This is a genomic window from Pseudomonas frederiksbergensis (genome assembly GCF_003732665.1).
Taxonomy (GTDB): Bacteria; Pseudomonadota; Gammaproteobacteria; order Pseudomonadales; family Pseudomonadaceae; genus Aquipseudomonas; species Aquipseudomonas frederiksbergensis_G.
The window spans coordinates 36,843-63,068 of sequence record NZ_MOBP01000023.1 but is presented as its reverse complement, the minus strand read 5'-3'; the positions used below and the strand labels follow the sequence as shown (position 1 = coordinate 63,068).

Here is a 26,226-nt window from a genome sequence, read left to right as displayed (position 1 = left end):
CAACCGGTGTATCTGGAATTAACCGCGAGCCTTGGCAATCAACTCGATGTACTCGGCCGCATTGCGCTGATCCTTGATCACCGCGACAAAATCATTGCCGTGCTCATCCTTGCCGTCCAGGTCGAAACCGGCCTCGACGAAGAACGCCAGGAATCGCTCGAAGTCATCGATCCGCAGGCCGCGATAGGCCTTGATCAGTTTGTGCAGGGAGGGCGAAGTGGCGTCGACCGGCTCAAAATCGAGAAACAGTTTGATCTGCTCATCGCCGATCTCGTCACCAATCACTTGCTTCTTATCTTTACGCATTGCCGACTCCAGCTCGCAGACATTTCACGGGGCGGGCAGTTTACCCCCCTCCGGGCGCAAGGCTCAACGCGCTCGAACACCGCCAGTGTGCAGATCGGCCCAGACATGGCCGTTGGCGTAGCTGAGGAACTGGCAATACACCGTGTCGTTACGCAGCAAATCGATCACCACCCGATATTGAGCGACCGGGTAAAACAGCGTCAGCGTTTTACTCTGTTCGTCGTAGATCGGCTTTTTCAGGCTTTTGCTTTCGCCATCGAAATTGACCAGCACCTGAGTGATGGTCGCGCCCTTGTTCAGGGATTTGCCCTTGAGGCGGATCAGCAGCGGTGACGTCACCGGGATCGGTTGCTGGGTCGACTGGCGCTGGCTACCCACCACCACCGAATAATCGGTGACCTGCAGCAGTTGTTGCTGCTCCGGTTCGGCGTCACGCAGGGTCAGGTCGTCCGGCGGCAGGAACTGCGCATGCATCGGCGCCGGGGCGGCGCACAGGGGCAGGCTGAGGGTCAGCAACAGGGCTGCGCAGCTGCGGATCAAAAGGCTCATGACAGGCTCCGGAGTCGGGGCCGAGAACTCTAGCATGGGGTATACAAAAGTGGATTACAGAACACCGAACCATTGTGGGAGCGGGCTTGCTCGCGAATGCGTTTTGCCAGTCAACATTAATGCAACTGACACACCGCTTTCGCGAGCAAGCCCGCTCCCACAGGGGATTGGCGCGGGGAGTTACATGCCTTTAACGGCAAAAATCCCGTTAGCGTTACGCCAGTAACCCTTGTAGTCCATGCCGTAGCCGAAGATGTAACGGTCGATGCATGGCAAACCGACGAAATCGGCTTTGAGGTCCGGGCGAGCCTTGCGGTCGTGGTCTTTGTCGATCAGCACGGCGGTGTGCACTTTGCGTGCGCCGGCGTGTTTGCAGTAGTCGATGATCGCGCCCAGGGTGTGACCTTCATCGAGGATGTCGTCGATGATCAGCACGTCGCGGTCGAGGAACGAGACTTCCGGCTTGGCTTTCCAGAACAGGTCGCCGCCGCTGGTTTCGTTGCGATAGCGGGTGGCGTGCAGGTAGGACGCTTCCAGCGGGAAGTGCAGATGGGTGAGCAGCTTGCCGGCGAAAATCAGCCCGCCGTTCATCACACAGAACACCACCGGGTTGGTATCGGCCAGTTGTTCGTTGATGTGTGCACCGACGCGGGCGATGGCCGCCTCGACTTCAGCTTCGGTGTACAGGCAGTCAGCCTCTCGCATGATTTGACGGATATGCTCGAGATCAGCGGACATGGCGCTCTCCAGGGGGACGGATTCGGGAAAAGCGGGCAAAGGTACGCATCCCGACCGGCCGAATCAAGCGTTTGTGGACTAACGTACCTTATGTCTATAGGACAACACCCTCGGATAGATTAATCTAGGCCGGTTTTTTTGCCCGCCGCCGGAGCCTTTCCCCATGCCCATCCAAGAGATCCGCCATCCGCTGATCCGTCATAAACTTGGCCTTATGCGCCGCGCAGACATTAGCACGAAGAATTTCCGTGAGCTTGCTCAGGAAGTCGGTGCCCTGCTGACCTATGAAGCTACCAAAGACCTGCCGCTCGAAACCTACGATATCGAAGGTTGGGCCGGCACGGTGTCGGTTGAAAAAATCGCCGGCAAGAAGATTACCGTGGTGCCGATCCTGCGCGCCGGTATCGGCATGCTCGAAGGCGTGCTGAGCCTGATCCCGGGTGCCAAAGTCAGCGCCGTAGGCGTGGCCCGCAACGAAGAAACCCTGCAGGCCCACACCTACCTGGAAAAACTGGTTCCGGAAATCAACGAACGCCTGGCGATGATCATCGACCCGATGCTCGCCACCGGCAGCTCCATGGTTGCGACCATCGACCTGCTGAAAAAGGCCGGTTGCCGGGACATCCGCGCCATGGTTCTGGTCGCCGCCCCCGAAGGCATCGCCGCCGTGGAGAAGGCGCACCCGGACGTGATGATCTACACCGCCTCCATTGATGAACGCTTGAACGAGCACGGTTACATCATCCCGGGCCTGGGCGATGCCGGTGACAAGATCTTCGGCACCAAGCAGAAGGACGCTTGAGCATGCAGGATGAGTTCAACGATCCGCTCTGGCGCACGGTGCTGTCGGGTGCACAGATGCTGTTCGTGGCGTTCGGCGCCCTGGTGTTGATGCCGCTGATTACCGGCCTCGATCCGAACGTGGCGCTGTTCACCGCCGGTCTTGGGACGATTCTGTTCCAGATCGTCACCGGGCGTCAGGTGCCGGTGTTCCTGGCGTCGAGCTTTGCCTTCATCACCCCGATCATTCTCGCCAAGGGCCAGTTCGGCCTCGCGGCGACCATGGGCGGCGTGATGGCGGCGGGTTTCGTCTACACCTTCCTGGGCCTTGCCGTGAAGATCAAAGGCACCGGTTTTATCGACCGTTTGCTGCCACCGGTGGTGATTGGTCCGGTGATCATCTCCATCGGCCTGGCCATGGCGCCGATTGCCGCCAACATGGCGATGGGCAAGGCTGGCGACGGCTCGGAACTGATTCATTACCAGACTGCCATGCTGATCTCGATGCCGGCGCTGCTGACCACGCTGATCGTCGCTGTATTCGGTAAAGGCATTTTCCGCCTGGTGCCGATCATCTCCGGCGTACTGGTCGGTTTTGCCATGGCCTTCTATTTCGGCGTGGTCGACACGGCGAAGATTGCCGCCGCACCGTGGTTCGCGATTCCGCACTTCACCGCGCCGGAGTTCAACTGGCAGGCGATTCTGTTCATCGTTCCGGTGGCGCTGGCCCCGGCCATCGAGCACATCGGCGGCGTGATTGCGGTCGGTAGCGTGACCGGTCGCGATTACCTGAAGAAACCCGGTCTGCACCGCACCCTGCTCGGCGATGGCATTGCCACCACCGCTGCCGGCCTGTTTGGCGGTCCGCCCAACACCACCTACGCCGAAGTGACCGGCGCGGTGATGCTGACCAAGAACTACAACCCGAAAATCATGACCTGGGCGGCGATCTTCGCCATCAGCCTGGCGTTCGTCGGCAAATTTGGCGCGCTGCTGCAAAGCATTCCGGTGCCAGTGATGGGCGGGATTCTGTGTCTGTTGTTCGGTTCGATTGCGGCGGTGGGCATGAACACGCTGATCCGCCACAAGATCGACCTGGGCGAGGCGCGCAATCTGGTGATTGTCTCGGTGACCTTGGTGTTCGGGATTGGCGGTGTGCTGGTCGGCACCGGCACGGGGCCAGACGACTTTGGCCTCAAAGGCATCGCACTGTGCGCGGTGGTGGCGATTGCGCTGAACCTGTTGCTGCCGGGCAATGACAGCTGGAAGCACAAGAAGGCGGATGAGCCGTTGTTGTAATGGCTGAAGTCTGATCGTTCCCACGCTCTGCGTGGGAATGCCTCAAGGGACGCTCCGCGTTCCAATGGGACGCAGAGCGTCCCGGGCTGCATTCCCACGCGGAGCGTGGGAACGATCATTACAGGGCCAACGGCGCCCTCTCGCACAACGCACTCAACGCCTTCGCCCACTGCGGATCATCGTTGAGGCACGGCACCAGCACCAACTCCTCTCCTCCCGCTTCGCGGAACTGCTCCAGCCCACGATCCCCGATCTCTTCCAGGGTCTCGATGCAATCGGCGACGAACGCCGGGCACATCACCAGAATCTTCTTCGCCCCACTTTTGCCCAACTCATCGAGGCGGGCTTCGGTGTAGGGTTCGATCCACTTGGCCCGGCCCAGTCGCGACTGGAAAGACACCGACCACTTGCCCTCCGGCAAGCCCATGCGCTTGGCAAATTCAGCCGCCGTGCGCAAGCATTGGGCGCGGTAGCAAGTCGCCAATACCGCCGGCGAAGCGTTCTTGCAGCAGTCTTCGTTCTTGAAGCAATGCTTACCGGTCGGGTCGAGTTTGGTCAGGTGCCGTTCCGGCAAACCGTGGAAGCTCAGCAGCAGGTGATCGTAATCCTGCGCAAGATACGGCTTGGCGCTGGCCACCAGCGCGTCGAGGTATTCCGGCTGATCGTAGAACGGTTGCAGAATCGACAACTGCACATCGAGTTTCTTCTCCCGCACCACGCGCCGGGCTTCTTCGATCACCGTGGTCACGGTGCTGTCGGCGAACTGTGGATAAAGCGGTGCAAGGGTGATGCGCCTGCGGCCTTGCGCAACCAGTTGCAGCAATTTCGATTCAATCGACGGCTCGCCATAACGCATTGCCAGTTCGACGGGGCCGTGGCTCCACTGGGTGGTCATGGCCTGTTGCAGACGTTTGCTCAGCACCACCAGCGGCGAGCCCTCCTCCCACCAGATCGAGGCGTAGGCGTGGGCTGACTGCTCCGGGCGCTTGAACAGGATCAGCGACACCAACAAGCGTCGTACCGGCCATGGCAGGTCGATCACATACGGGTCCATCAGAAATTGATTGAGGTAGCTGCGCACATCCGCCACCGAGGTGGAGGCCGGTGAGCCCAGGTTGACCAGAAGCAACGCGTGATCGGTCATGCAACGTCCTATTTCAGAGGCGGCTGGAGAGATCGTCCAGGGCCGCGCGTAAATCAGTGAACTGGAACGTGAAACCCGCTTCCAGCAAGCGCGCCGGCACGGCTTTCTGGCCGCCCAGCAACAACAACGACATTTCGCCCAGACCGACCTTCAACGCCAGGGCCGGCATGGGCATGAACGCCGGGCGGTGCAACACGCTGCCCAACGTCTTGGCAAAGTGGCGATTACGCACCGGTTTCGGCGCGCAGGCATTATATGGACCGCTGGCGTCAATGCGATGCAGAAGAAAATCAATCAGGGCGATTTGATCCTTGATATGAATCCACGGCATCCACTGCCGACCGTTGCCGATCGGGCCGCCCAGCCCCAGTTTGAACGGCAGCAACAGCCGCGACAAAAAGCCACCCTCCGCCGACACCACCAACCCGGTGCGCACCAGGATCACCCGAATACCCAAGGCCTCGGCACGCTGGGCGGTTTCCTCCCAGGCGATGCACAACTGGCTGGCGAAATCATCGATCACCGGTGGTGAGTCTTCAGTCAACTCACGCTCGCCCCCATCGCCATACCAGCCCACCGCCGAACCGGAGATCAGCACCTGGGGTTTTTGCTGGCGGGTTTCGAGCCACGCCACCAGGGATTCGGTCAGGCTGATGCGGCTGCTCCACAGCAATGCCTTACGCCGAGTGGTCCACCAACGATCGCCAATGGGGGCGCCCGCCAGGTTGACAACCGCGTCGAGCGGTTCCTCGCCGAGGTCTTCGAGACGGGCAATGCCGCGCACTTGAGCACCACAGATTTTCGCGACTTTTTCCGGGGAACGACTCCACACCGTCAAGCGATGTCCCTGACTCAACCAGTAATGGCAGAGCTGACGTCCTATCAAACCAGTACCGCCGGTCAGCAATATGTGCATGAGTTCTTCCTCGCGTGGCGTTTTACCGTGATCACTAGTCTATTTTTATAAGCAGGGATCTTTGGTATCAGGCAGGCTCTGTGTTTAACAATAGGCCAAGCTGCCAGAACGAGAACGCTAAAAGTTATACCAAAAAACAATATTGTACAGGTTTAATCCACGGCGTAGTCTGTACAGAAAGGTAAACGAGGCCCCTATGACTGTACCTATCGCAATCATCGGCACCGGCATCGCCGGACTCTCAGCCGCCCAGGCCCTGACGGAGGCCGGGCATGTCGTTCAACTTTTCGACAAAAGCCGTGGCAGCGGCGGACGCATGTCGAGCAAGCGCAGTGACGCCGGTGCTCTGGACATGGGTGCGCAGTATTTCACGGCCCGGGACCGGCGCTTCGTCACCGAAGTGCAGCGCTGGCAAGCCAATGGCTGGGTCGCCGAATGGACGCCGCTGCTCTACACCTTCCAGGGCGGCCAGCTTAACCTGTCGCCGGACGAGCAGACACGCTGGGTCGGCACGCCACGAATGAGCGCCATCACCCGCGCACTGCTGGGGGATCTTGAAGTGCAATTCGCCTGCCGCATCACCGAGGTCTATCGCGGTGAAGAGCACTGGCATTTGCAGGATGCCGAAGGCTTCACTCATGGCCCATTCAGTCATGTGGTCATCGCTACGCCGGCGCCCCAGGCGACCGCATTGCTGGCCTCCGCGCCGAAACTCGCGGGTGCCGCCGCCGGGGTCAAAATGGACCCCACCTGGGCCATCGCCCTGGCGTTCGACACACCGCTGGATACGCCTATGGAAGGTTGCTTCGTGCAGGACAGCCCCCTCGACTGGCTGGCCCGCAACCGCAGCAAACCCGGACGCGACAACACCCTCGACACCTGGGTACTGCACGCCACCAGCGCCTGGAGCCGACAACACATCGACCTGTCCAAGGAAGCGGTGATCGAGCAACTGCACGGTGCCTTCGCCGAGTTGCTGCACAGCGCCATGCCCGCCCCGACCTTCAGCCTCGCTCACCGCTGGCTCTACGCCCGGCCTGCCAGCAGCCATGAATGGGGTGTGTTGGCCGATGCCGACCTGGGCCTGTATGTGTGTGGCGACTGGTGCCTGTCCGGTCGTGTCGAAGGGGCCTGGCTCAGTGGCCAGGAAGCCGCCCGCCGCTTGCACGCGCACTTGCAGTGAACCGCCTCAATCCGGGTAAATTGCTGCTGTCGAAGTGGACAGCAGCCCAGCCGAAAAACCGCGAAAAACATTTTCTGGTGACCGAACTGTTCCGTGATGAAGACGGCACGGTGCTGGCGGTCGAGTTGCAGGCGGTGCTGACTCAACGCAGTGAGCGCATCAATTGGCAAATCCTGAAAGACAGCAACACCTGGCTATTGGGCTGGAAGTAAATCCCCCTGTGGGAGCGGGCTTGCTCGCGAAGGCGGTGGGTCAGCACACATGTATTGACTGCCATGCCCTGTTCGCGAGCAAGCCCGCTCCCACATGAAAATCGCGAGCGCCTCAAAAACCTATACAAATAATTTGACTTGTACAGCTTCGAATCTATGATGAGGATTATGTTGTACAGAGTCGATGCTCTGTACAGGTTTAGATTCGAGGTGCTTCGATGTCCATCGCTCCCGCCAAACCGAAAATCGCGATCAGCGCCTGCTTGATGGGTGCCGAAGTGCGTTTTAACGGCGGGCACAAAGAATCGCGGCTGTGCAGTCGCACCCTCACCGACTATTTCGATTTCGTCCCGGTGTGCCCTGAAGTCGCGATCGGGCTCGGTATTCCCCGCGAACCGATTCGCCTGGTGGGCGACCCCGAGCGTCCCGAAGCCGTCGGCACGGTGAACCGCGAGATCAACGTCACCCAGCCGCTCGCTGAGTACGGCCGTCAAATGGCCGCCGAACTGAGCGACATCTGCGGCTACATCTTCATGCAGAAATCGCCGTCCTGCGGCCTGCTGCGGGTCAAGGTCTACCACGCCAACGGCGCCCCGGTGGACGGCGGCGGGCGCGGCATCTACGCCCAGGCGTTCTGCGAACAGCACCCGAATCTGCCGGTGGAAGAAGACGGTCGTCTCAATGACCCGGTGCTGCGGGAAAACTTCCTGACCCGGGTGTTCGCCTACAACGACTGGCAGCAATTGCTCGCGCAAGGCCTGACCCGCCGCAACCTCATCGACTTCCACTCACGCTACAAATACCTGCTGATGGCGCACCACCCGGTGCAATACAAAACCCTGGGCAACCTGCTGGGCAACATGGGCCAGACCGACCCCAGGGAACTCGGCCCACGCTATTTCAGCGAGCTGATGGAGGCGCTGAAAAAATGCGCCACGCGCCGCACCCACACCAATGTCTTGCAGCACATCAGCGGTTATCTCAAGCAGGCCATCAGCACTGAAGACAAACAGGAAATGCAGCATGTGATCGGCCAATACCGCCACGGCATCGTGCCGCTGGTGGTGCCGTTGACGCTGCTCAAGCATTTCTTTCGCCAACACCCGGATCCGTACATTGCGCAGCAGGTTTACCTGCAGCCGCACCCGGAAAACCTCAGCCTGCGAAATGCGATCTAAATGAACGACACGCCCGACACCAGCGCCCGCGAAGACCTCGGCGCCGACTTCAAGAAAGCCCTGGACGAAGGCTGGCTGCCGATTCGTGAAGTGGCGCGCCAGACCGGGGTCAACGCGATCACCCTGCGTGCCTGGGAACGGCGCTATGGGTTGATCGTGCCGCAACGCACGCCCAAGGGGCACCGATTGTTCTCGGCCGAACACGTGCAGCGGATTTTGACGATCCTCACCTGGCTCAATCGCGGTGTGGCCGTCAGCCAGGTCAAGCAACTGCTCGACACGCCCCAGGGCTTTACCGAATCGGTGGAGAACGATTGGCAACTGCTGCGCAACACCCTGCTGCAAGCGGTCGCGCAGTTGAGCGAACGCAGCCTGGACGACACCGTCAATCAGGCCATGGCGCTGTACCCGCCCCGGACCTTGTGCGAACAACTGCTGATGCCTTTATTGACCGAGCTGGAGCAACGCTGGCAGGGCCAGTTCGGCGCGCAGATGGAGCGGGTGTTCTTTTATTCCTGGCTACGCAGCAAATTCGGTGCGCGCATCTACCATAACAACCGTCAGTTGCGCGCCGCGCCGCTGCTGTTGATCAATCACTCGGATTTACCCCTGGAACCCCACCTGTGGCTCACCGCCTGGCTGATCAGCAGTGCCGATTGCCCGGTGGAAGTGTTCGATTGGCCATTACCGGCGGGCGAACTCGCCCTGGCGGTCGAACACCTGCAGGCCCGTGGCGTACTGCTGTATTCCAGCAAAGCCATGAACCTGGCGCAGTTGCCGAAACTTTTGAACGGCGTCAGTTGCCCAAAAATAATTGTCGGACCAACGGTATGCATCCACCACGCCGAGCTGTCCGTAAGAACTAACGAGATCGCTGATTTGTTCCTGGCCGAAGACCCGTTGTCGGCGCATCAGGACCTGGTTCAGCGTGGGCTTATTTAATGTCGAGCACGGACACCACCATGCAATTGATCTGGCTGCGCAGCGACTTGCGCCTACACGACAACACCGCCCTCTCGGCCGCTGCCGCGCGTGGCCCGAGTGTGGCGGTGTATCTGTTGAGCCCGGAACAATGGCTGGAACATGACGACGCACCGTGCAAGGTGGATTTCTGGCTGCGCAACCTGCGCAAACTGAGCCTGGCGCTGGCCAAACTCAATATTCCCTTGCTGATTCGCAAGGCGCCGCGCTGGGATAACGCGCCCCAGGTGCTGCTCGAACTGTGCCGGCAGTTGAAGATCGGTGCAGTGCACGTCAACGAGGAATACGGCATCAATGAAACCCGCCGAGATCAGGCGGTGGCCCAAACCCTGAAGGCGGCGGGCATCGAGTTTCACAGCTACCTCGATCAACTGCTATTCACCCCAGGCACGGTGCTGACCAAGACCGGCACGTATTTCCAGGTGTTCAGCCAGTTCCGCAAAGTCTGCTACGACCGGCTGCGCTATTCGCTGCCCAAACTGGTGAGCGCTCCCGGTATTCAAGCGCCGCTGCACCTCGACAGCGATGAAATCCCTGCCAGTGTCCAAGGTTTTGCAACGCCCACAGACAGCTTGATCAGCCTGTGGCCTGCCGGTGAAGCCGAAGCCCGACGCCGCCTCGACACCTTTGCCGACGCACAAATTGACTACTACCAGAGCGAACGCGACTTCCCGGCCAAGCCCGGCACCAGTCAACTTTCGGCCTATCTCGCCGCCGGGGTGATTTCCCCCCGCCAATGCCTGCACACCGCCCTGCAAAGCAATCAGGGCGAATTCGAAAGCGGCAAGGTCGGCGCGGTCACCTGGATCAACGAACTGCTGTGGCGCGAATTCTATAAACATATCCTCGTGGGCTACCCACGGGTCTCGCGTCACCGCGCCTTCCGCCCGGAAACCGAAGCCCTGGCCTGGCGCGAGGCGCCGGACGAACTCGCGGCGTGGAAAGAAGCGCGCACCGGCCTGCCGATCATCGACGCGGCCATGCGCCAACTGCTGGAAACAGGCTGGATGCACAACCGCTTGCGCATGGTGGTGGCGATGTTCCTGACCAAGAACCTGCTGATCGACTGGCGCGAAGGCGAACGCTTTTTCATGCAGCACCTGATCGACGGCGACCTGGCGGCGAACAACGGCGGCTGGCAGTGGAGCTCGTCCACCGGCACCGATTCGGCGCCCTACTTCCGTATTTTCAACCCGCTGAGCCAGTCGGAAAAATTCGACGCCGAAGGTGTGTTCATCAAGCACTGGCTGCCGGAACTGGCGGGGCTGAATAAAAAAGAAGTGCACAACCCGGCGAACGTCGGCGGGTTGTTCGGCGTTGCAGATTACCCATCGCCCATCGTCAATCTTGGCAAGTCGCGCGAGCGCGCCCTGGCCGCGTTCAAGAACCTGCCATCGCGACAAAACGCCGGAGGTGGGTATGAGTGATTTCCTGCAGCGCTTCGCCCGGCAGTTCGGCGACTTGAATAAAGACAACCTGCAACGCCTCAACCAGCTCTACACCCATGACGTGCAGTTCACCGATCCGCTGCATGAGGTGCAGGGCCTGGTGCAACTGCGCAGTTACTTTGAAGAGCTCTACGCCAACGTCAGCGAACTGCGTTTCGACTTTCACGGTTTTGACCAGATTTGCGAAGGCGAAGGTTACTTGCGCTGGGTCATGAGCTACCGCCATCCGCGCCTGGCCGGTGGCCGAGTGATTCGGGTCGATGGCTGCTCGCATCTGCTGTGGCGCGACAAGGTTTATCGCCATCGGGATTATTTCGATGCCGGGGCACTGCTTTATGAACATTTACCCGTATTGGGCCGGGCGATTGCCTGGCTGAAAAGGAGAATGGGATGAGCTTTACAACTCCACGTCGATACTGGTTAACGGGAGCCAGCAGCGGTATTGGTGCCGCGCTGGCCGAAGAAATATTGAAAACCGGGGCGCACCTGGCGGTCAGTTCGCGCTCGCTGGTGCCACTGAAAATCCTGTCCCAGCGTTATCCGGGGCAAGTGATGGTGGTCGCCGGGGACCTGACCAACAGCCAGACCGTGCGCGAAATCGGCGAACGGATCGCCGAGGATTGGGGCTCGCTGGACACGGTGATCCTCAACGCCGGCACCTGCGAATACGTGGATGCCAAGCAGTTCGATGCGTCGATTGTCGAGCACGTGGTACGCACCAATCTGCTGGCCAGCAGTTATTGCATCGAAGCGGCCCTGCCGTTGTTGCGCAAAGGCATCGCGCCGCATCTGGTAGGGGTCGCCAGTTCGGTGACCTACCTGCCGCTGCCCCGGGCGGAAGCCTATGGCGCGTCCAAGGCCGGGTTGCGTTACCTGTTCGAATCGTTGCGCATCGACCTGGCGCCGGAAGGCATCGAAGTCACGGTGGTCAGCCCAGGTTTTGTCGACACACCGCTGACGGCGAAAAACGATTTCCCGATGCCCCTCAGTTGGCCTGTGGATAAAGCTGCGCGGCACATCTTCGCCAAGCTCAAGAACCGGCCACTGGAAATCGCTTTCCCGGCGCTGTTCATGGCCGCCCTGTGGCCACTGTCGAAGATGCCGGCCCGGGTCAAACTGGCCATTGGCAAACGCATGGTGCGCAGCAATCCGCCGATCAAGGATCAACCGTGAACATCGCCATTATCGGCAGCGGTATCTCGGGGCTCACCAGCGCCTACCTGCTCAATCGCAGCCACGAGATCACCCTGTTCGAGGCCGGCGATTGGGTCGGCGGGCACACCCACACCGTGGAGGTGACCGTCGATGACCAGCGCTATGCCGTGGACACCGGTTTTATTGTGTTCAACGACTGGACCTACCCGAATTTCATACGCTTGCTGAATCAGCTAGGCGTGGGCTTCAAAGCCACTGAAATGAGTTTCTCGGTCACCGACCCGGACTCTGGCCTCGAGTACAACGGCAACAACTTCAACAGCCTGTTCGCCCAGCGACGCAACCTGCTGTCGCCGGGGTTCTGGGGCATGTTGCGCGACATCCTGCGCTTCAACAAAGAAGCCCTGCGCGATCTTGAAGAACAGCGGATCAGCGCTGACACCACCCTTGATCAATACCTCAAGGCGGGCGGCTACGGCGAGCGCTTTATCCTGCATTACATCGTGCCCATGGGCGCGGCGATCTGGTCGATGTCCATGGCCGACATGCTCGGTTTCCCGTTGCAGTTCTTCGTGCGGTTTTTCAAGAACCACGGTTTGCTCTCGGTCAGCAATCGTCCGCAATGGTGTGTGATCGAGGGCGGCTCGAGTGCTTACATCGCGCCGCTGACAGCCTCGTTCAAAGACAGGATTCGTCTCAACTGCCCGGTGACCCGGGTCGAGCGCGATGCCGATGGCGTGGTTATCCACAGCCCCGCCGGCAGCGAGCGTTTCGACAAAGTGGTGTTCGCCTGCCACAGCGATCAGGCGTTGAAGCTGCTGGCCAACCCCAGCGATGCTGAACAATCGATCCTCGGCGCCCTGCCCTACGCCGACAATGAAGTGGTCTTGCACACCGACACCCGCCTGCTGCCCTCGCGCAAACTCGCCTGGGCCAGTTGGAATTATCGCCTCAACGGTGCCGGGCACACCTTGCCCGCCGTCACTTACGACATGAACATCCTGCAAGGCATCCACAGCGACACCACATTCTGCGTCAGCCTCAACCAGAGCGCCGGCATCAGCCCGTCCAAGGTGCTCGCCAAATACACCTACGCCCATCCGCAGTACAGCCTCAAAGCCGTGGCCGCGCAGCAACGCTGGGAAGAACTGGACGGCGCGCTGCACACTTATTATTGCGGCGCCTATTGGGCCAGCGGCTTTCACGAAGACGGGGTGGTCAGCGCCTTGCGCGTGGCCCGGTCGTTCGGTGAAGTGCTGTGAACAGCGCCCTCTACAGCGGCTGGATTGCCCATCGGCGATTCGCGCCCCGGCGCCATGAATTCCGCTACCGGATCGGTTTGCTGTACCTGGACCTTGATGAACAGGACGCAGTGCTCGGCTTGTCACCTCTATCGGGGCGCAGCCGCTTCGCGCCGTTCTCGTTTCGCGAGGGCGACTACCTCAAAGCCTTCACCGCCACCGGCATGCGTTTGATCGACGCGGTGCGCCAGCAGGTCGGCCACGCCATCGGTCATGAGCCCCAGGGTTCGGTCTGCCTGCTGACCCAGGCCCGCAGTTGGGGCCTGTCGTTCAACCCGGTGAGTTTTTTCTATTGCCACGAAGCCGACGGTCAACTGGCGGCGATTCTCTGCGAAGTCACCAACACCCCGTGGCGCGAGCGTTATCACTACGTGTTGCCGGCCCGTTCGGTCGCGGGGCTTGAAAGCCAACATCAGCATTTCGCCGTGGCCAAGGCGTTTCATGTCTCGCCGTTCCTGCCCCCGGACCTGGAATACCGCATGAGCTTCAGCCCCGCCGCGCAAAAGCTCGGCGTGCACATGGCGGACTGGCAGGGTGAACTGAAACTGTTCGACGCCACGCTCAACCTGCAACGGGTCACGCTGGACCGCGCAAGTGTGCACCGGTACTTGCGGCGCTTCCCGTGGATGACCGCGAAAACCTGCCTGGCGATCTATTGGCAGGCCCTGCGCCTGCTGCTCAAGCGCACACCGATTTTTGCTCACCGAGCTGCCGATGGCAGCTTTCAAACCGCCATCGTCCCTCCACAGGATCGCCGCCATGAAATCCTCTAGCGTTTCGGCCAAAGCCAATCTGCTCAGCACCAACGGCTTGTCAGGCTCGCTGCTGCGTCGGGGCGTGTTGCGGCAATTGTCGCACCTCAAGCATGGGCAACTGGTGGTCGTCGAAGATGGCGAACGACACGTCTTCGGCACGCCTGGCGATCATCTGCTGGGGGAGATTCAGATTCTGGATGCCGCAGTGTGGGGACTGGTGGCGAGCAACGGTTCGATAGGCGCCGGCGAGGCGTTTATCCACGGCTACTGGACTTCGCCGGACCTGACGGCGGTGGTCCGGGTGTTCGTCAGCAACCTTGAGGTGCTGGATGCGCTGGAGGGTGGCCTGGCCAAACTCGGGCGGCCGCTCGTGCAAGGTCTGCATTGGCTCAACCGGAATACGCGCAAGGGCTCGCAGAAAAACATCGCCGCCCACTACGACCTGGGCAACGACCTGTTCGAACAGTTTCTCGACCCGACCATGATGTATTCGGCGGCGCAATTCCTCAGCCCCGACGACACCCTGGAACAGGCGCAGTTGAACAAGCTGCAACGGATCTGCCAGAAGCTCGACCTGCAACCCGGCGATCACCTGCTGGAAATCGGCACCGGTTGGGGCAGCATGGCGCTGTACGCCGCGCAGAACTACGGCTGCAAGGTCACCACCACCACGCTCTCCAAAGAACAGTACGCTTTTACCGCACAGCGGATCGAAGCCCTGGGTCTGCGGGATCAGGTCACCTTGTTGCTGTCGGATTATCGCGACCTCAGCGGTAAGTACGACAAACTGGTTTCCATCGAGATGATCGAAGCGGTGGGCCATCGTTTCCTGCCGACCTACTTCAAGCAATGCGCGCAACTGCTCAAGAGCAACGGCTTGATGCTGTTGCAGGCGATCACCATCCGTGACCAGCGCTACGAACAGGCCAAGACCAGTGTCGACTTTATCCAGCGCTACATCTTCCCCGGTGGCGCCTTGCCCTGTGTGCAGAAGATGCTGGAGATCGTCAGCCGCGACACCGACATGAACCTGCTGCACATGGAAGATTTCGGCCTGCACTACGCCCGCACCCTGCGTCTGTGGCATGAGAATTTTCGCCGCGCCCACGGTCGTTTGAGCGAATTGGGCTACGACGAATACTTTTTGCGGCTGTGGGAGTTTTATCTGTGCTACTGCGAGGGTGGCTTCCTGGAGCGCACCATCGGCACCGCGCAATTGCTGCTGGCCAAACCGGCGGCGATGCCTGCGCCACTGCTCGGCCGTTTCGATGCTTGAACGCCTGGCCAATGCGGCACTGTTCCAGCTCGGCTGGTTCGCCTGCGTGGTGGGCGGCAACAGCCTGTGGTTGCTCGTGGCACTGGCGGCGCTGGTGATTCATCTGCTGTGGATAAGTCGTTGGGTCGATGAAGGCCGGCTGATCCTCAGCGTGGTGTTGCTCGGCACCACGGTCGACAGTTCATTGCGCTGGCTGGGGGTGTTCGACTTCACCGATGTCGCGCCGTTGATCCCGCTGTGGCTGATGCTGCTGTGGGCGTTGCTCGCGACCACGTTGCGCCATTGCCTGATGTGGAGCGCCACCCCATGGTGGCTGGCCAGCGTGTTGGGAGCCATCGGCGGGCCGCTGTCGTATTACGCCGGCAGTCAGTTGGCGGGGGTGCATTTTCCCTACGGCCAAGTGCCGACGCTATTGGGCATCGGCCTGCTCTGGGCGCTACTGTTTCCTGTGCTGCACTTCATGGCACAGCGCCTGGCGACGAATCACCAGGACTGAGCGTCCGTCCGGGCTTTCACACAGCAACGGTCCACTGGCTTACACTGCGCCCCATGAAAACCATCCCCCATAAGCAAATCGCCGAACCGGCGGTCACTTGCTCGACCTGCTCAGCCTGTTGCTGCCAGCTCGAAGTCATGCTGATCACGGAAACCGGCGTGCCCGAACGTTTTATCGACACCGATGACTGGGGCGGGGAAGTAATGTTGCGCCTGGATGACGGCTGGTGCGCGGCGCTGGATCGCAACACGATGATGTGCACCATCTACGAAAAACGCCCGCTGATCTGCCGGGAGTTCGAGACCGGTTCCCCGGAATGCCTGGAGGAACGGCAGGGGATTGTTTCGGTGTATCGCTAATACCGAAACCGATGAAGATCCCATGTGGGAGCGGGCTTGCTCGCGAAGGCGAACTGACAGTCAACTTAGAGGTTGAATGTTAAATCGCTTTCGCGGGCAAGCCTCGCTCCTACAGGATTTCGTCGTTTTCATGATCGACACCAATCCTGTAGGAGCGAGGCTTGCCCGCGAAGCTTTTGACGTTACAACGGCATCGTGTAGTGCAACGCGTAGCTTTCCACACCGTCGTTGTTGCTGTTCAGCCCGGCATTGGAGTAGTGCGTCGCCCGGATCCCGACTTCATGCCCGCCGGCAAAGCGCAGGCCGAAGCCGAAACGGTCTTCGAATTGAAAGGCCTGGCCAATGTTGTTGTCTTCCAGTTTGGTATTGGAGAACAACGCCACACCGATCCCGGCTTCTACGTAAGGTTTGACGTTTTGCCCGGCAAACTCGTAAACAAACACCGGAGAGAACGACAGGCTGCTGGTGCCCGACGTCTTGTCGCCTTCCCAATAGGTATAGGCGCCGCTCCAATAACCGGTCACTCGACCGACATCACTTTGCAGCCAGCTCTTGTCCCAATCGAATTGCATGCCCAATCGGTAGGTCATGGTCGAGTCGCTGGTGGCGCCCACCCCGAACTCGACCCCTGCCGCTTGCGCAGCCAAACTTTGCCCCATTAGTGCGGCCGCAATCGCGGCCAAGCAGAATAGTCGCTTCATTAGAAACTTCCTTTTCCGGAACGATTTCGTGTGGATTCTTTTTTGCAGCTCACAGACACAGCTATAGAATTCGACGTTTAATCAGAAGTTCACCCCAATTACCCGCTTGCCCCAGCCTTTTTTTCTAGTATTTGAAGCTTTGCACAATGCCAGCCGAATTCCACAGTACCGGCAGGATATTTCTAAAATGTTCCGGATCGGCGCTGGTCCAGAACTGCGCGGCTCGAACCGGACCTTGCGCCAGTAATTCACGCTCGGCCAACAGACGCTGAAGTTGCCGTGCCACAGCGGCGCCGGTGTCGATCAAGCTGATGTCCTCCGGGATCATCTGCCTAAGCAACGGCTTTAGAAAGGGGTAATGCGTGCAGCCGAGGATTATCGTATCGGCGCCTGCGGCCAGCAGCGGTTCGACGTAACTCTGGAGCAACTGGCGCAGGGTGGCGCTGTGCAGATCGCCGCTTTCAATCAGCTCCACCAGGCCGGGGCAAGGCTGGGTAATCACACGCACATCCGTGGCAAAACGGTCGAGTAACGCGGCGAACTTGGCGCTCTGCAATGTGCCGGTGGTGGCGAGGACGCCGACCACGCCACTGCGGGTGGCGGCGGCGGCCGGTTTGACCGCCGGCTCCATGCCGACGATGGGCCACTCAGGATAATCCCGACGCAGATTGGCCACGCCAGCGACGGTGGCAGTGTTGCAGGCCAGTACCAAGGCCTTGGCGCCCTGCTGCTGGAAGAAGTCGGCGATGGCGCTGCAGCGTTGCTGGATGAAGGCCGGGGTTTTCTCGCCGTAGGGAATATTCCCGCAATCGGCGACGTACAGCAGCGACTCGTTGGGCAGCAAACGCTGGATCTCGGCCAGCACCGAAAGGCCACCGACGCCGGAGTCGAACACGCCAATCGGCGCTTCACGCATGGGCCGTACCACAGACGCTGCAACCCGGATCACGCTTGACCCGCAATTCGCGGAAGCGCGTGCCCAAGGCATCGATCAACAACAGGCGCCCCACCAATGGCTCGCCGAAACCGGCCAGCAACTTCAACGCTTCGAGGGCTTGCAGGCTGCCGACCAGGCCCACCAGCGGACCGATCACCCCGGCTTCGCTGCACGTCAGTTCGGCTTCGCTGCCGTGCCCGTATAAACAGTGGTAGCACGGACTTTCAGCACGTCGCGGATCAAACACCGACAACTGCCCTTCCAGTCGAATCGCCGCGCCGCTGACCAAGGGTTTGCGCGCCATCACGCACGCAACATTGACCGCCTCGCGGGTGGAGAAATTGTCGGAGCAGTCGAGCACCAGATCCACCGCCGCCACGGCAGCGGCCAGGGAATCTTCGTCCAGCGCCGCACGGTGGGCGACCAGTTGAATCTCGGGGTTGATCGCGCTCAAACGGCGGATCGCCGAATCGACCTTGCTCACGCCGACGCTGTCGGTGTCGTGAATAATCTGGCGTTGCAGGTTGGTCAGGTCGACCGTATCGAAGTCCGCCAGATGCAGCTCGCCAACCCCGGCCGCCGCCAGGTACAGCGCCACCGGCGAACCGAGACCGCCGAGGCCGACGATCAGCACACGGCTTTCCTTGAGCCGCAATTGACCGTCGATGTCGACGTGTTGCAACAGAATCTGTCGGCTGTAGCGCAACAATTCCTGATCATTCAGCACGGCAGGCGCCCCAGGCTGATCCGTTGATGACCGCCCAGATCGGTGCGGCTGTGAACCTCTTCAAAACCACGGGTCAGCAGCAAATCCCGCACCGCCTCGGCTTGGTCGTAACCGTGTTCCAGCATCAACCAGCCGCCGGCTTCGAGGTAATCCGGTGCCTGGGCGACGATAAAGCGCAGATCGTCGAGCCCGTCGACACCGGCAACCAACGCGCTGGCCGGCTCGAAACGCACATCGCCTTCCACCAGATGCGGATCCGCCGAAGCAATGTACGGCGGGTTGCTGATGATCAGTTGAAAACGCTGGCCTTCCAGGGCGCTGAACCAATGACTGCTCAGCACCGTGGCGTTGTTCAGGTGCAGGCGTTGGCGATTGCGTTCGGCCAACGCCACGGCTTCGAGCACGCGGTCCACGGCGGTGACTTTCCACGCCGGACGCTCGCTGGCCAGGGCCAAGGCAATTGCGCCGCTGCCGGTGCCGAGGTCGAGGACCCTGGCCGGTGTCGCGGACAACAGTTCCAGCGCCGCTTCCACCAGCAGCTCGGTGTCCGGGCGCGGGATCAGCGTGTGCGGCGCGACTTCCAGATCAAGTTTCCAGAAACCTTGCTGGCCCAGAATGTAGGCCACCGGCTCGCCGCCGCGACGCCGTTGCAGATACTCGGCAAAGGTCAGCGCCGCTTCGCTGGGCACGATGCGCTCGGGCCAGGTGTGCAAAAAGCTGCGGCTCTTGCCCAACGCAGCGGCCAGCAACAGCTCGGCATCCAGGCGCGCCGTCGGCGAGTCGGGCAGGTCGGCAGCACGCAACAAACTGGCAATGATCGTCATTTATTCACCTATCGCCGCCAATTGGTCGGCCTGGTATTCGGCCAACAACGGCTCGATCACAGCATCGACGCCCCCGGCGAGGATTTCGTCGAGGGAATACAGCGTCAGGTTGACCCGGTGGTCGGTAACCCGGCCCTGGGCAAAGTTGTAGGTGCGGATCCGCTCGGAGCGATCCCCCGAACCCACCAGCAGTTTACGCTCGCTGGCGATGGCATTCGCTGCGGCGGTGGTCTGCTGGTCGTTGAGCTTGGCCGACAGCCAGGACATCGCCCGGGCGCGGTTCTTGTGCTGGGAACGTTCTTCCTGGCACTCCACGACAATACCGGTGGGCAAGTGCGTGATGCGGATCGCCGAGTCGGTCTTGTTGACGTGCTGGCCACCGGCGCCGGAGGATTTGTAGGTATCGACCCGTATATCCGCCGGGTTGATCTCGATGGCTTCCTGCTCGTCCGGCTCGGGCAACACCGCCACGGTGCATGCCGAGGTGTGGATGCGACCCTGGGATTCAGTCGCCGGAACCCGTTGCACACGGTGGGCGCCGGATTCGAATTTCAACTTGCCGTAGACGTTATCGCCTTCGACCCGGGCGATGACTTCCTTGAAACCGCCGTGTTCGCCGATGTTCTCCGAGAGGATCTCCACCCGCCAGCCACGCCGCTCGGCGTAACGGGAGTACATGCGGAACAGGTCGCCGGAGAAGATCGCCGCCTCGTCGCCGCCGGTGCCGGCGCGGATTTCGAGGAACACGTTGCGCCCGTCGTTCGGGTCCTTGGGCAGCAGCATGCGCTGCAGCCGGGCTTCGATTTCGATCAGTTGCTCTTTGGCCTCGCGCACTTCTTCCACGGCCATTTCGCGCATGTCCGGGTCGCTGTCCTTGAGCAATGCCTGGGCACCTTCGAGGTCGCCCTGCACTTTGAGCAACTGTTTATAGGTGTCGACGATCGGTTCGACCTCCGCGTATTCCTTGGAATAGGCGCGGAATTTGGTCTGGTCGGAAATGACTTCGCCATCGCCAAGCAGAGCGGTCAATTCCTCGAACCGGTCCTGGAGGATGTCCAGCTTATTGAGCAGTGACGCTTTCATTGCGGTTTTTTATCCGAGCTATCCGACGAGCCCTCACCGAGGGCAAAGAGTTCCTGGGCCATGGCCAGCGCATCGAGGCGGCCTTCGGCAGTCAATTTTTTCAACTGCACGCTTGGGGCGTGCAGCAGTTTGTTGGTCAAGCCACGGGCCAGTTGCACCAGCACGTCTTCGGCGCTGCTGCCGTTGGCCAGCATGCGCTGGGCCTTTTGCAATTCTTCGTCACGCATGCGCTCGCTTTGCTGGCGGTAGGCCTTGAGCACATCCACCGCCGCCAGCTCGCGCAGGCGCACCATGAAATCGTCGGCGCCAATCGACACCATCTCTTCCGCCGCTTGGGCAGCGCCTTGGCGACTCTTAAGGTTTTCAGCGACCACTTCGTGAAGATCGTCGACGCTATAGAGGTAAACGTCGTCCAGCTCGCCGACTTCAGGCTCGATATCCCGCGGGACGGCAATGTCCACCATGAAGATCGGCTTGTGCTTGCGCAGCTTCAGAGCACTTTCCACCGCGCCTTTACCCAGGATCGGCAATTGGCTGGCGGTGGAACTGATGACGATGTCGCTGCGCACCAGCTCGGCCGGGATATCCGACAGCAGCACCGCGTGGGCGCCGAACTGTTCGGCCAGAATACTGGCGCGCTCCAGGGTGCGGTTGGCGACGACGATGCGCTTGACCCCCAGCTCATGCAGATGACGGGCGACCAGGGTGATGGTCTCGCCGGCACCGATCAACAAGGCCTGGCTGCGTTGCAAGTCGCTGAAAATCTGTTTCGCCAGGCTGACCGCGGCAAACGCCACGGACACCGGGTTTTCACCGATGGCGGTGTCGGTGCGCACTTGTTTGGCGGCATTGAAGGTTGCCTGGAACAGCCTTCCGAGCAGCGGACCTATGGTGCCGGCCTCCCGGGCCACGGCGTAAGCCGATTTCATCTGGCCGAGAATCTGCGGTTCGCCCAACACCAGCGAATCGAGCCCGGAGGCGACCCGCATCATGTGACGAACTGCCGCATCATCTTCGTGCACATAAGCGCTCGCGCGCAGCTCATCGAGGCTTAAATGATGATAATCGGCCAGCCAGCGCAGGATGATGTCCGCCGAAAGGTGGTCCTGCTCTATATAAAGCTCACTGCGATTGCAGGTGGAAAGGATCGCAGCTTCGCGGCTGTCGGTGAGTCGGCAGAGCTGTTGCAAGGCCTCCACCAACTGCTCAGGGGTAAAGGCCACGCGCTCGCGGACGTCTACTGAAGCAGTCTTGTGGTTAATACCGAGTGCAAGAAAGGCCATTCAAGGTCGCTGATAGTGACGTGAAGCCGGCAATTGTCCTACTTCGACACAGACAGAACAACTACCGCCGACTATTGTCCCAATCACTTGCCTCTATAAAGGCATCAATTGAGACTCGGTTATGTTTGGCCGAAGGCTTGTGTCATGATGATCCGACCGCAGGTTAGTCGTCCTTCTCCTATATGAATAGATCTTCCGCGTTGCTCCTCGCTTTTGTCTTCCTCAGCGGCTGCCAGGCTATGGCCCCCGTTTCGTCGGACGGCACGCCGCCGACTGAAGACAGCACTCCAGCCCCTGAAAAGCCCAAGGTCTACAGCTCCTTCAGCGAAGAAACCGTCTTCAGCCTGTTGAGTGCCGAACTGGCTGGCCAGCGCAATCGTTTCGACATTGCGCTGGACAACTACGTGACCCAGGCCATCAACACCCAGGATCCGGGCATCTCCGAGCGCGCCTTCCGCATCGCCGAGTACCTGGGCGCCGATCAGGCCGCCCTCGATACCGCGCTGATCTGGGCGAGAAACGCCCCGGACGACCTCGAAGCGCAGCGCGCCGCCGCCGTGCAACTGGCACGCGCCGGGCGCTATGACGACTCCATGGTCTATATGGAGAAAGTCCTGCTGGGCAAGGGCGACACGCATTTCGACTTTCTTGCTCTGTCCGCGGCGGATACCGACCAGGACACCCGCAACGGCCTGATGAAAAGTTTTGACCGTTTGTTGCAGCGCCATCCGAAGAATGGCCAGCTGATTTTCGGCAAGGCCTTGTTGATGCAACAGGACGGCGACGCCAAGGGCGCACTGAGCCTGCTGGAAGACAATCCGCCTGAAGCCGGCGAAATCGCACCGATCCTGCTGCGCGCACGCCTGCTGCAAACCCTCAACCGTGGCAGCGAAGCCCTGCCACTGTTGCAAAAAAGCATCAAGAAATACCCGGACGACAAACGCCTGCGCCTGACTTATGCGCGCATGCTGGTCGAACAGGACCGCATGGATGACGCCAAGGTCGAGTTCTCCAGCCTGGTTCAGCAGTACCCGGAAGATGACGAATTGCGTTACTCCCTGGCGCTGGTGTGCCTGGAAGCCAAGGCCTGGGACGAGGCCAAGGGTTACCTGGAAGACTTGATCGCCCGGGAAAGCCATGTGGATTCGGCGCACCTGAACCTCGGCCGGATCGCCGAAGAGCGCAACGACCCGCAAGGTGCCTTGATCGAGTACGCCCAGGTCGGCCCCGGCAATGATTACCTGCCAGCGCAGTTGCGCCAGGCCGATATCCTGATGAACAACGGCAAGACCGCCGAAGCCCAGAGCAAACTGTTGGCCGAGCGCGACGCACAACCGGATTACGCGATCCAGTTGTACCTGATCGAAGCCGAAACCCTGTCCGCCAACAACCAGGGCGACAAGGCCTGGGGCGTGTTGCACAAAGCCTTGCTGCAATACCCGGACGACCTGAATTTGCTCTACACCCGGGCCATGCTCGCGGAAAAACGCAATGACCTGGCGCAGATGGAAAAAGACCTGCGCCTGATCATCAAGCGCGACCCGGACAATGCCATGGCGTTGAACGCCCTCGGCTACACCCTGTCCGACCGCACCACCCGCTACGAAGAAGCCAAGGCCCTGATCGAGCACGCACACCAGCTCAATCCGGAAGATCCGGCGGTCCTCGACAGCCTTGGCTGGGTGAATTTCCGCCTGGGCAATCTCGATGAAGCCGAGCGTTTGCTGCGCCAGGCCCTGGAGCGTTTCCCCGATCAGGAAGTCGCCGCTCACCTGGGCGAAGTCCTGTGGGCCAACGGCAAACAGCGCGAAGCCAAGCAAATCTGGGGCAAGTTCCTCAAGGATCAGCCCGACAGCCCTACCCTGCGCGGCACCATCAAGCGCCTGACCGGATCAGAGACTCTTTAAGATTATGTTTTTGCGCCACGTTATTGTTTTCAGCTTCATCGCCCTGCTCGCCGGTTGCGCGGGTTTCGGCGCTCGTGAGTCGGTCCAGGGCCAGGGCAACCCGGCCCAATGGAACACCTACAAACAGCAGATGACCGCCCTCGACGGCTGGCAGATCAACGGCAAGATCGGCATTCGCGCACCCAAGGACTCGGGCAGCGGCACGCTGTTCTGGCTGCAACGTCAGGATTACTACGACATCCGCCTCTCCGGTCCATTGGGTCGCGGTGCCGCACGCCTGACCGGGCGTCCTGGCAAGGTGTCGCTGGAAGTCGCCAACCAGGGCCGCTATGACGCGACCTCTCCCGAAGCCTTGCTCGAAGAACAACTGGGCTGGAAATTGCCAGTGTCCAACCTGGCCTGGTGGGTTCGCGGGCTGCCGGCCCCGGACAGCAAGAGTCGCCTGACCCTGGACGCCGACAGTCGCCTGGCCAATCTGGAACAGGATGGCTGGCAGGTCGAATACCTGAGCTACGCCGAGCAAAACGGCTATTGGCTGCCCGAGCGGATCAAACTGCACGGCACCGACCTTGATGTCACGCTGGTGATCAAGGAATGGCAACCACGCAAACTGGGGCAGTGACCATGACTGCTCCGCGCTTGACGCTGCCCTCGCCGGCCAAACTCAATCTGATGCTGCACATTCTGGGGCGCCGTGAAGACGGCTATCACGAGTTGCAGACGATTTTTCAGTTTCTCGATTACGGCGACGAAATCACCTTCGCCGTGCGCGATGACGGGGTGATTCGTTTGCACACCGAATTCGACGGCGTGCCCCACGACAGCAACCTGATTGTCCGCGCCGCGAAAAAACTTCAGGAGCAATCCGGTTGTGCGCTGGGCATTGATATCTGGATCGACAAAATCCTGCCCATGGGCGGCGGAATCGGTGGCGGTAGCTCGAATGCCGCGACTACTCTGCTCGGCCTCAATCACCTGTGGCAACTGGGTTGGGATGAGGATCGACTGGCCGTGCTGGGCCTGACGCTGGGTGCCGACGTCCCGGTTTTCGTCCGTGGCCACGCGGCTTTTGCCGAGGGCGTGGGGGAGAAACTGACCCCTGTAGACCCCGAAGAACCGTGGTATCTCGTGCTCGTGCCGCAAGTATCTGTAAGTACAGCAGAAATTTTTTCAGATCCTTTGTTGACACGTAACTCTTCTGCCATTAAAGTGCGCCCCGTTCCCAAGGGAAACAGTCGAAATGACTGCTTACCGGTAGTAGCAAGACGTTATCCAGAGGTACGTAACGCCTTGAATTTGTTAGGTAAATTTACCGAAGCAAAACTCACCGGAACTGGAAGTTGTGTGTTTGGGGGCTTCCCAAGCAAAGCTGAAGCTGATAAAGTCTCGGCCCTTCTTACAGAGACCCTTACAGGGTTTGTAGCAAAGGGAAGCAACGTTTCGATGTTGCATCGCAAGCTGCAAAATCTGCTCTAAAGGAATCGATTACTGGGTAATCGTTGCAACAGATACAGGGGCGTCGCCAAGCGGTAAGGCAGCAGGTTTTGATCCTGCCATGCGTTGGTTCGAATCCAGCCGCCCCTGCCATTTTCCTATACTCATCCAGGTTACCCTCAGCCTTCAGGTACTGCGCGTGTCCAAGATGATGGTCTTTACGGGGAACGCTAACCCCGATCTGGCTCGGCGTGTTGTACGTCAGCTGCATATCCCTCTCGGTGACATCTCTGTCGGTAAGTTCTCCGACGGCGAAATTACTGCCGAGATCAATGAAAACGTCCGCGGTAAAGATGTCTTCATTATTCAGCCGACTTGCGCTCCGACCAACGATAACCTGATGGAACTGGTAGTGATGGCTGATGCCTTCCGCCGCTCCTCGGCTACTCGTATCACTGCTGTTATTCCTTACTTTGGTTATGCCCGTCAGGATCGCCGTCCGCGTTCCGCACGTGTGGCTATCAGCGCGAAAGTCGTTGCTGACATGCTTACCGTAGTCGGCATCGACCGTGTTCTCACGGTTGATCTGCATGCTGACCAAATCCAGGGTTTCTTCGATATTCCAGTAGATAACATCTACGGCTCCCCGGTTCTGGTGGATGACATTGAAGATCAGCGCTTCGAAAACCTGATGATCGTGTCCCCGGACATTGGTGGCGTCGTGCGTGCACGGGCTGTTGCCAAATCCCTGGGCGTGGATCTCGGGATCATCGACAAACGCCGTGAGAAAGCCAATCACTCTGAAGTGATGCATATCATCGGTGATGTCGAAGGGCGTACCTGTATTCTGGTCGATGACATGGTCGATACCGCCGGCACTCTGTGCCACGCGGCCAAGGCCCTGAAAGAGCATGGCGCTGCCAAGGTTTTCGCCTACTGCACACACCCTGTGCTGTCCGGTCGGGCGATCGAAAACATTGAAAATTCCATGCTGGACGAACTGGTGGTGACTAACACCATCCCGTTGTCCGCTGCTGCTCAAGCCTGCTCGCGTATCCGTCAACTGGATATCGCGCCGGTAGTTGCCGAGGCGGTCCGCCGCATCAGCAATGAAGAATCGATCAGCGCGATGTTCCGTTAAGGGCCCTGCCCTTCTCGAATGTCTCGTTGACGAAAAGCGCCCCGCCCCGGCATTCCTGTCGGGGCGGGGCTTTTTTGCCCATATCGCCTTTAGCGCTGGTCGCAACCGCTGGG

At 60.2% G+C, this 26,226-nt stretch carries 29 protein-coding genes and 1 tRNA gene; 19 read left to right on the top strand and 11 right to left on the bottom strand.

Features of this window, described 5'->3' with window-relative positions; translation table 11 throughout:
* Positions 1 to 18 precede the first annotated feature (18 nt).
* The 3 genes from BK665_RS30000 to BK665_RS29985 all read right to left on the bottom strand — a co-directional run bounded on the left by BK665_RS30000 (position 19) and on the right by BK665_RS29985 (position 1,593).
* Positions 19 to 306, bottom strand: a complete 288-nt coding sequence (locus BK665_RS30000) for a PA4642 family protein (RefSeq protein WP_123410120.1) — start codon at positions 304 to 306, stop codon at positions 19 to 21.
* A gap of 63 nt (positions 307 to 369) precedes the next feature.
* Positions 370 to 855 (bottom strand): hypothetical protein, encoded by a 486-nt coding sequence (locus BK665_RS29995; RefSeq protein WP_123410119.1) that lies wholly within the window; start codon positions 853 to 855, stop codon positions 370 to 372.
* A gap of 180 nt (positions 856 to 1,035) precedes the next feature.
* Entirely contained in the window at positions 1,036 to 1,593 is a 558-nt protein-coding gene (locus tag BK665_RS29985) for a hypoxanthine-guanine phosphoribosyltransferase (RefSeq protein ID WP_010458232.1), read from the bottom strand.
* A gap of 163 nt (positions 1,594 to 1,756) precedes the next feature.
* On the opposite strand from BK665_RS29985, the gene upp reads away from it, so the two are divergent.
* Complete coding sequence (gene upp / locus BK665_RS29980; protein WP_123410117.1) at positions 1,757 to 2,395, top strand: uracil phosphoribosyltransferase; 639 nt, start codon at positions 1,757 to 1,759, stop codon at positions 2,393 to 2,395.
* Positions 2,396 to 2,397: 2 nt separating this feature from the next.
* Positions 2,398 to 3,672: a uracil-xanthine permease family protein gene (locus BK665_RS29975; protein ID WP_054613540.1), complete on the top strand. Its 1,275-nt coding sequence runs from the start codon at positions 2,398 to 2,400 to the stop codon at positions 3,670 to 3,672.
* Between the two features lie 118 nt (positions 3,673 to 3,790).
* Here the strand turns inward: BK665_RS29975 and hemH are convergent, their stop codons facing one another.
* Both hemH and BK665_RS29965 read right to left on the bottom strand, forming a co-directional pair.
* The gene (gene hemH / locus BK665_RS29970; protein WP_123410116.1) at positions 3,791 to 4,816 is read right to left on the bottom strand and encodes a ferrochelatase; all 1,026 of its coding nucleotides are present in this window, start codon (positions 4,814 to 4,816) and stop codon (positions 3,791 to 3,793) included.
* 13 nt (positions 4,817 to 4,829) lie between these two features.
* Positions 4,830 to 5,732 carry a TIGR01777 family oxidoreductase gene (locus tag BK665_RS29965; protein WP_123410115.1) on the bottom strand — a complete coding sequence of 301 codons (903 nt, stop codon included), beginning with the start codon at positions 5,730 to 5,732 and terminating at the stop codon, positions 4,830 to 4,832.
* Between the two features lie 196 nt (positions 5,733 to 5,928).
* Between BK665_RS29965 and BK665_RS29960 the strand changes: the two genes are divergently transcribed.
* The 12 genes from BK665_RS29960 (at position 5,929) to BK665_RS29905 (ending at position 16,076) form a co-directional block, all read left to right on the top strand.
* A complete protein-coding gene (locus tag BK665_RS29960; protein ID WP_123410114.1) occupies positions 5,929 to 6,915 on the top strand; it encodes an NAD(P)/FAD-dependent oxidoreductase in 987 nt (328 codons plus the stop codon).
* Positions 6,912 to 7,127 carry a TIGR02450 family Trp-rich protein gene (locus BK665_RS29955; protein ID WP_123410113.1) on the top strand — a complete coding sequence of 72 codons (216 nt, stop codon included), beginning with the start codon at positions 6,912 to 6,914 and terminating at the stop codon, positions 7,125 to 7,127. Before BK665_RS29960 ends, BK665_RS29955 begins: the two co-directional genes overlap by 4 nt.
* Positions 7,128 to 7,345: 218 nt before the next feature.
* Entirely contained in the window at positions 7,346 to 8,305 is a 960-nt protein-coding gene (locus BK665_RS29950) for a YbgA family protein (RefSeq protein ID WP_123410112.1), read from the top strand.
* Entirely contained in the window at positions 8,306 to 9,247 is a 942-nt protein-coding gene (locus tag BK665_RS29945) for a MerR family transcriptional regulator (protein ID WP_123410111.1), read from the top strand.
* A gap of 20 nt (positions 9,248 to 9,267) precedes the next feature.
* Positions 9,268 to 10,713, top strand: a complete 1,446-nt coding sequence (phrB, locus tag BK665_RS29940) for a deoxyribodipyrimidine photo-lyase (protein WP_123410353.1) — start codon at positions 9,268 to 9,270, stop codon at positions 10,711 to 10,713.
* On the top strand, positions 10,706 to 11,128 hold the full coding sequence (locus BK665_RS29935; RefSeq protein ID WP_123410110.1) for a nuclear transport factor 2 family protein: 423 nt from the start codon (positions 10,706 to 10,708) through the stop codon (positions 11,126 to 11,128). Before phrB ends, BK665_RS29935 begins: the two co-directional genes overlap by 8 nt.
* Positions 11,125 to 11,907: an SDR family NAD(P)-dependent oxidoreductase gene (locus BK665_RS29930; RefSeq protein ID WP_123410109.1), complete on the top strand. Its 783-nt coding sequence runs from the start codon at positions 11,125 to 11,127 to the stop codon at positions 11,905 to 11,907. Before BK665_RS29935 ends, BK665_RS29930 begins: the two co-directional genes overlap by 4 nt.
* The gene (locus BK665_RS29925) at positions 11,904 to 13,151 is read left to right on the top strand and encodes an NAD(P)/FAD-dependent oxidoreductase (protein ID WP_123410108.1); all 1,248 of its coding nucleotides are present in this window, start codon (positions 11,904 to 11,906) and stop codon (positions 13,149 to 13,151) included. Before BK665_RS29930 ends, BK665_RS29925 begins: the two co-directional genes overlap by 4 nt.
* On the top strand, positions 13,148 to 13,963 hold the full coding sequence (locus BK665_RS29920) for a DUF1365 domain-containing protein (protein ID WP_123410107.1): 816 nt from the start codon (positions 13,148 to 13,150) through the stop codon (positions 13,961 to 13,963). The genes BK665_RS29925 and BK665_RS29920 overlap by 4 nt, the downstream gene beginning before the upstream one ends.
* The gene (locus tag BK665_RS29915; RefSeq protein ID WP_123410106.1) at positions 13,950 to 15,221 is read left to right on the top strand and encodes an SAM-dependent methyltransferase; all 1,272 of its coding nucleotides are present in this window, start codon (positions 13,950 to 13,952) and stop codon (positions 15,219 to 15,221) included. Before BK665_RS29920 ends, BK665_RS29915 begins: the two co-directional genes overlap by 14 nt.
* Positions 15,214 to 15,717, top strand: a complete 504-nt coding sequence (locus tag BK665_RS29910) for a DUF2878 domain-containing protein (protein WP_123410105.1) — start codon at positions 15,214 to 15,216, stop codon at positions 15,715 to 15,717. Before BK665_RS29915 ends, BK665_RS29910 begins: the two co-directional genes overlap by 8 nt.
* Positions 15,718 to 15,770: 53 nt before the next feature.
* Complete coding sequence (locus tag BK665_RS29905) at positions 15,771 to 16,076, top strand: YkgJ family cysteine cluster protein (RefSeq protein WP_123410104.1); 306 nt, start codon at positions 15,771 to 15,773, stop codon at positions 16,074 to 16,076.
* A gap of 182 nt (positions 16,077 to 16,258) precedes the next feature.
* Here the strand turns inward: BK665_RS29905 and BK665_RS29900 are convergent, their stop codons facing one another.
* From BK665_RS29900 to hemA, 6 genes are all read right to left on the bottom strand, one after another.
* Positions 16,259 to 16,777, bottom strand: coding sequence for an acyloxyacyl hydrolase (locus BK665_RS29900; protein ID WP_123410103.1), 519 nt, complete (start codon positions 16,775 to 16,777; stop codon positions 16,259 to 16,261).
* A gap of 124 nt (positions 16,778 to 16,901) precedes the next feature.
* Positions 16,902 to 17,693 carry a glutamate racemase gene (gene murI, locus BK665_RS29895; protein WP_123410102.1) on the bottom strand — a complete coding sequence of 264 codons (792 nt, stop codon included), beginning with the start codon at positions 17,691 to 17,693 and terminating at the stop codon, positions 16,902 to 16,904.
* Positions 17,686 to 18,441 carry a molybdopterin-synthase adenylyltransferase MoeB gene (locus tag BK665_RS29890; RefSeq protein ID WP_123410101.1) on the bottom strand — a complete coding sequence of 252 codons (756 nt, stop codon included), beginning with the start codon at positions 18,439 to 18,441 and terminating at the stop codon, positions 17,686 to 17,688. Before BK665_RS29890 ends, murI begins: the two co-directional genes overlap by 8 nt.
* Positions 18,435 to 19,265, bottom strand: coding sequence for a peptide chain release factor N(5)-glutamine methyltransferase (gene prmC / locus BK665_RS29885; protein WP_123410100.1), 831 nt, complete (start codon positions 19,263 to 19,265; stop codon positions 18,435 to 18,437). The genes BK665_RS29890 and prmC overlap by 7 nt, the downstream gene beginning before the upstream one ends.
* Positions 19,266 to 20,348 carry a peptide chain release factor 1 gene (gene prfA / locus BK665_RS29880; protein WP_123410099.1) on the bottom strand — a complete coding sequence of 361 codons (1,083 nt, stop codon included), beginning with the start codon at positions 20,346 to 20,348 and terminating at the stop codon, positions 19,266 to 19,268. It lies immediately after the preceding gene.
* Complete coding sequence (hemA, locus tag BK665_RS29875) at positions 20,345 to 21,631, bottom strand: glutamyl-tRNA reductase (protein WP_123410098.1); 1,287 nt, start codon at positions 21,629 to 21,631, stop codon at positions 20,345 to 20,347. Before hemA ends, prfA begins: the two co-directional genes overlap by 4 nt.
* A 182-nt stretch (positions 21,632 to 21,813) precedes the next feature.
* Here hemA and BK665_RS29870 point away from each other — a divergent pair, with 182 nt between their 5' ends.
* The 5 genes from BK665_RS29870 (at position 21,814) to BK665_RS29850 (ending at position 26,113) form a co-directional block, all read left to right on the top strand.
* Positions 21,814 to 23,538, top strand: coding sequence for a tetratricopeptide repeat protein (locus BK665_RS29870; protein ID WP_123410097.1), 1,725 nt, complete (start codon positions 21,814 to 21,816; stop codon positions 23,536 to 23,538).
* A gap of 4 nt (positions 23,539 to 23,542) precedes the next feature.
* Positions 23,543 to 24,160, top strand: coding sequence for a lipoprotein insertase outer membrane protein LolB (gene lolB / locus BK665_RS29865; RefSeq protein WP_123410096.1), 618 nt, complete (start codon positions 23,543 to 23,545; stop codon positions 24,158 to 24,160).
* A gap of 2 nt (positions 24,161 to 24,162) precedes the next feature.
* Complete coding sequence (ispE, locus tag BK665_RS29860; protein WP_123410095.1) at positions 24,163 to 25,014, top strand: 4-(cytidine 5'-diphospho)-2-C-methyl-D-erythritol kinase; 852 nt, start codon at positions 24,163 to 24,165, stop codon at positions 25,012 to 25,014.
* A gap of 36 nt (positions 25,015 to 25,050) precedes the next feature.
* Positions 25,051 to 25,125, top strand: a tRNA-Gln gene (locus BK665_RS29855).
* A gap of 46 nt (positions 25,126 to 25,171) precedes the next feature.
* Positions 25,172 to 26,113 carry a ribose-phosphate pyrophosphokinase gene (locus BK665_RS29850; protein ID WP_003208392.1) on the top strand — a complete coding sequence of 314 codons (942 nt, stop codon included), beginning with the start codon at positions 25,172 to 25,174 and terminating at the stop codon, positions 26,111 to 26,113.
* Positions 26,114 to 26,226: the final 113 nt, after the last annotated feature.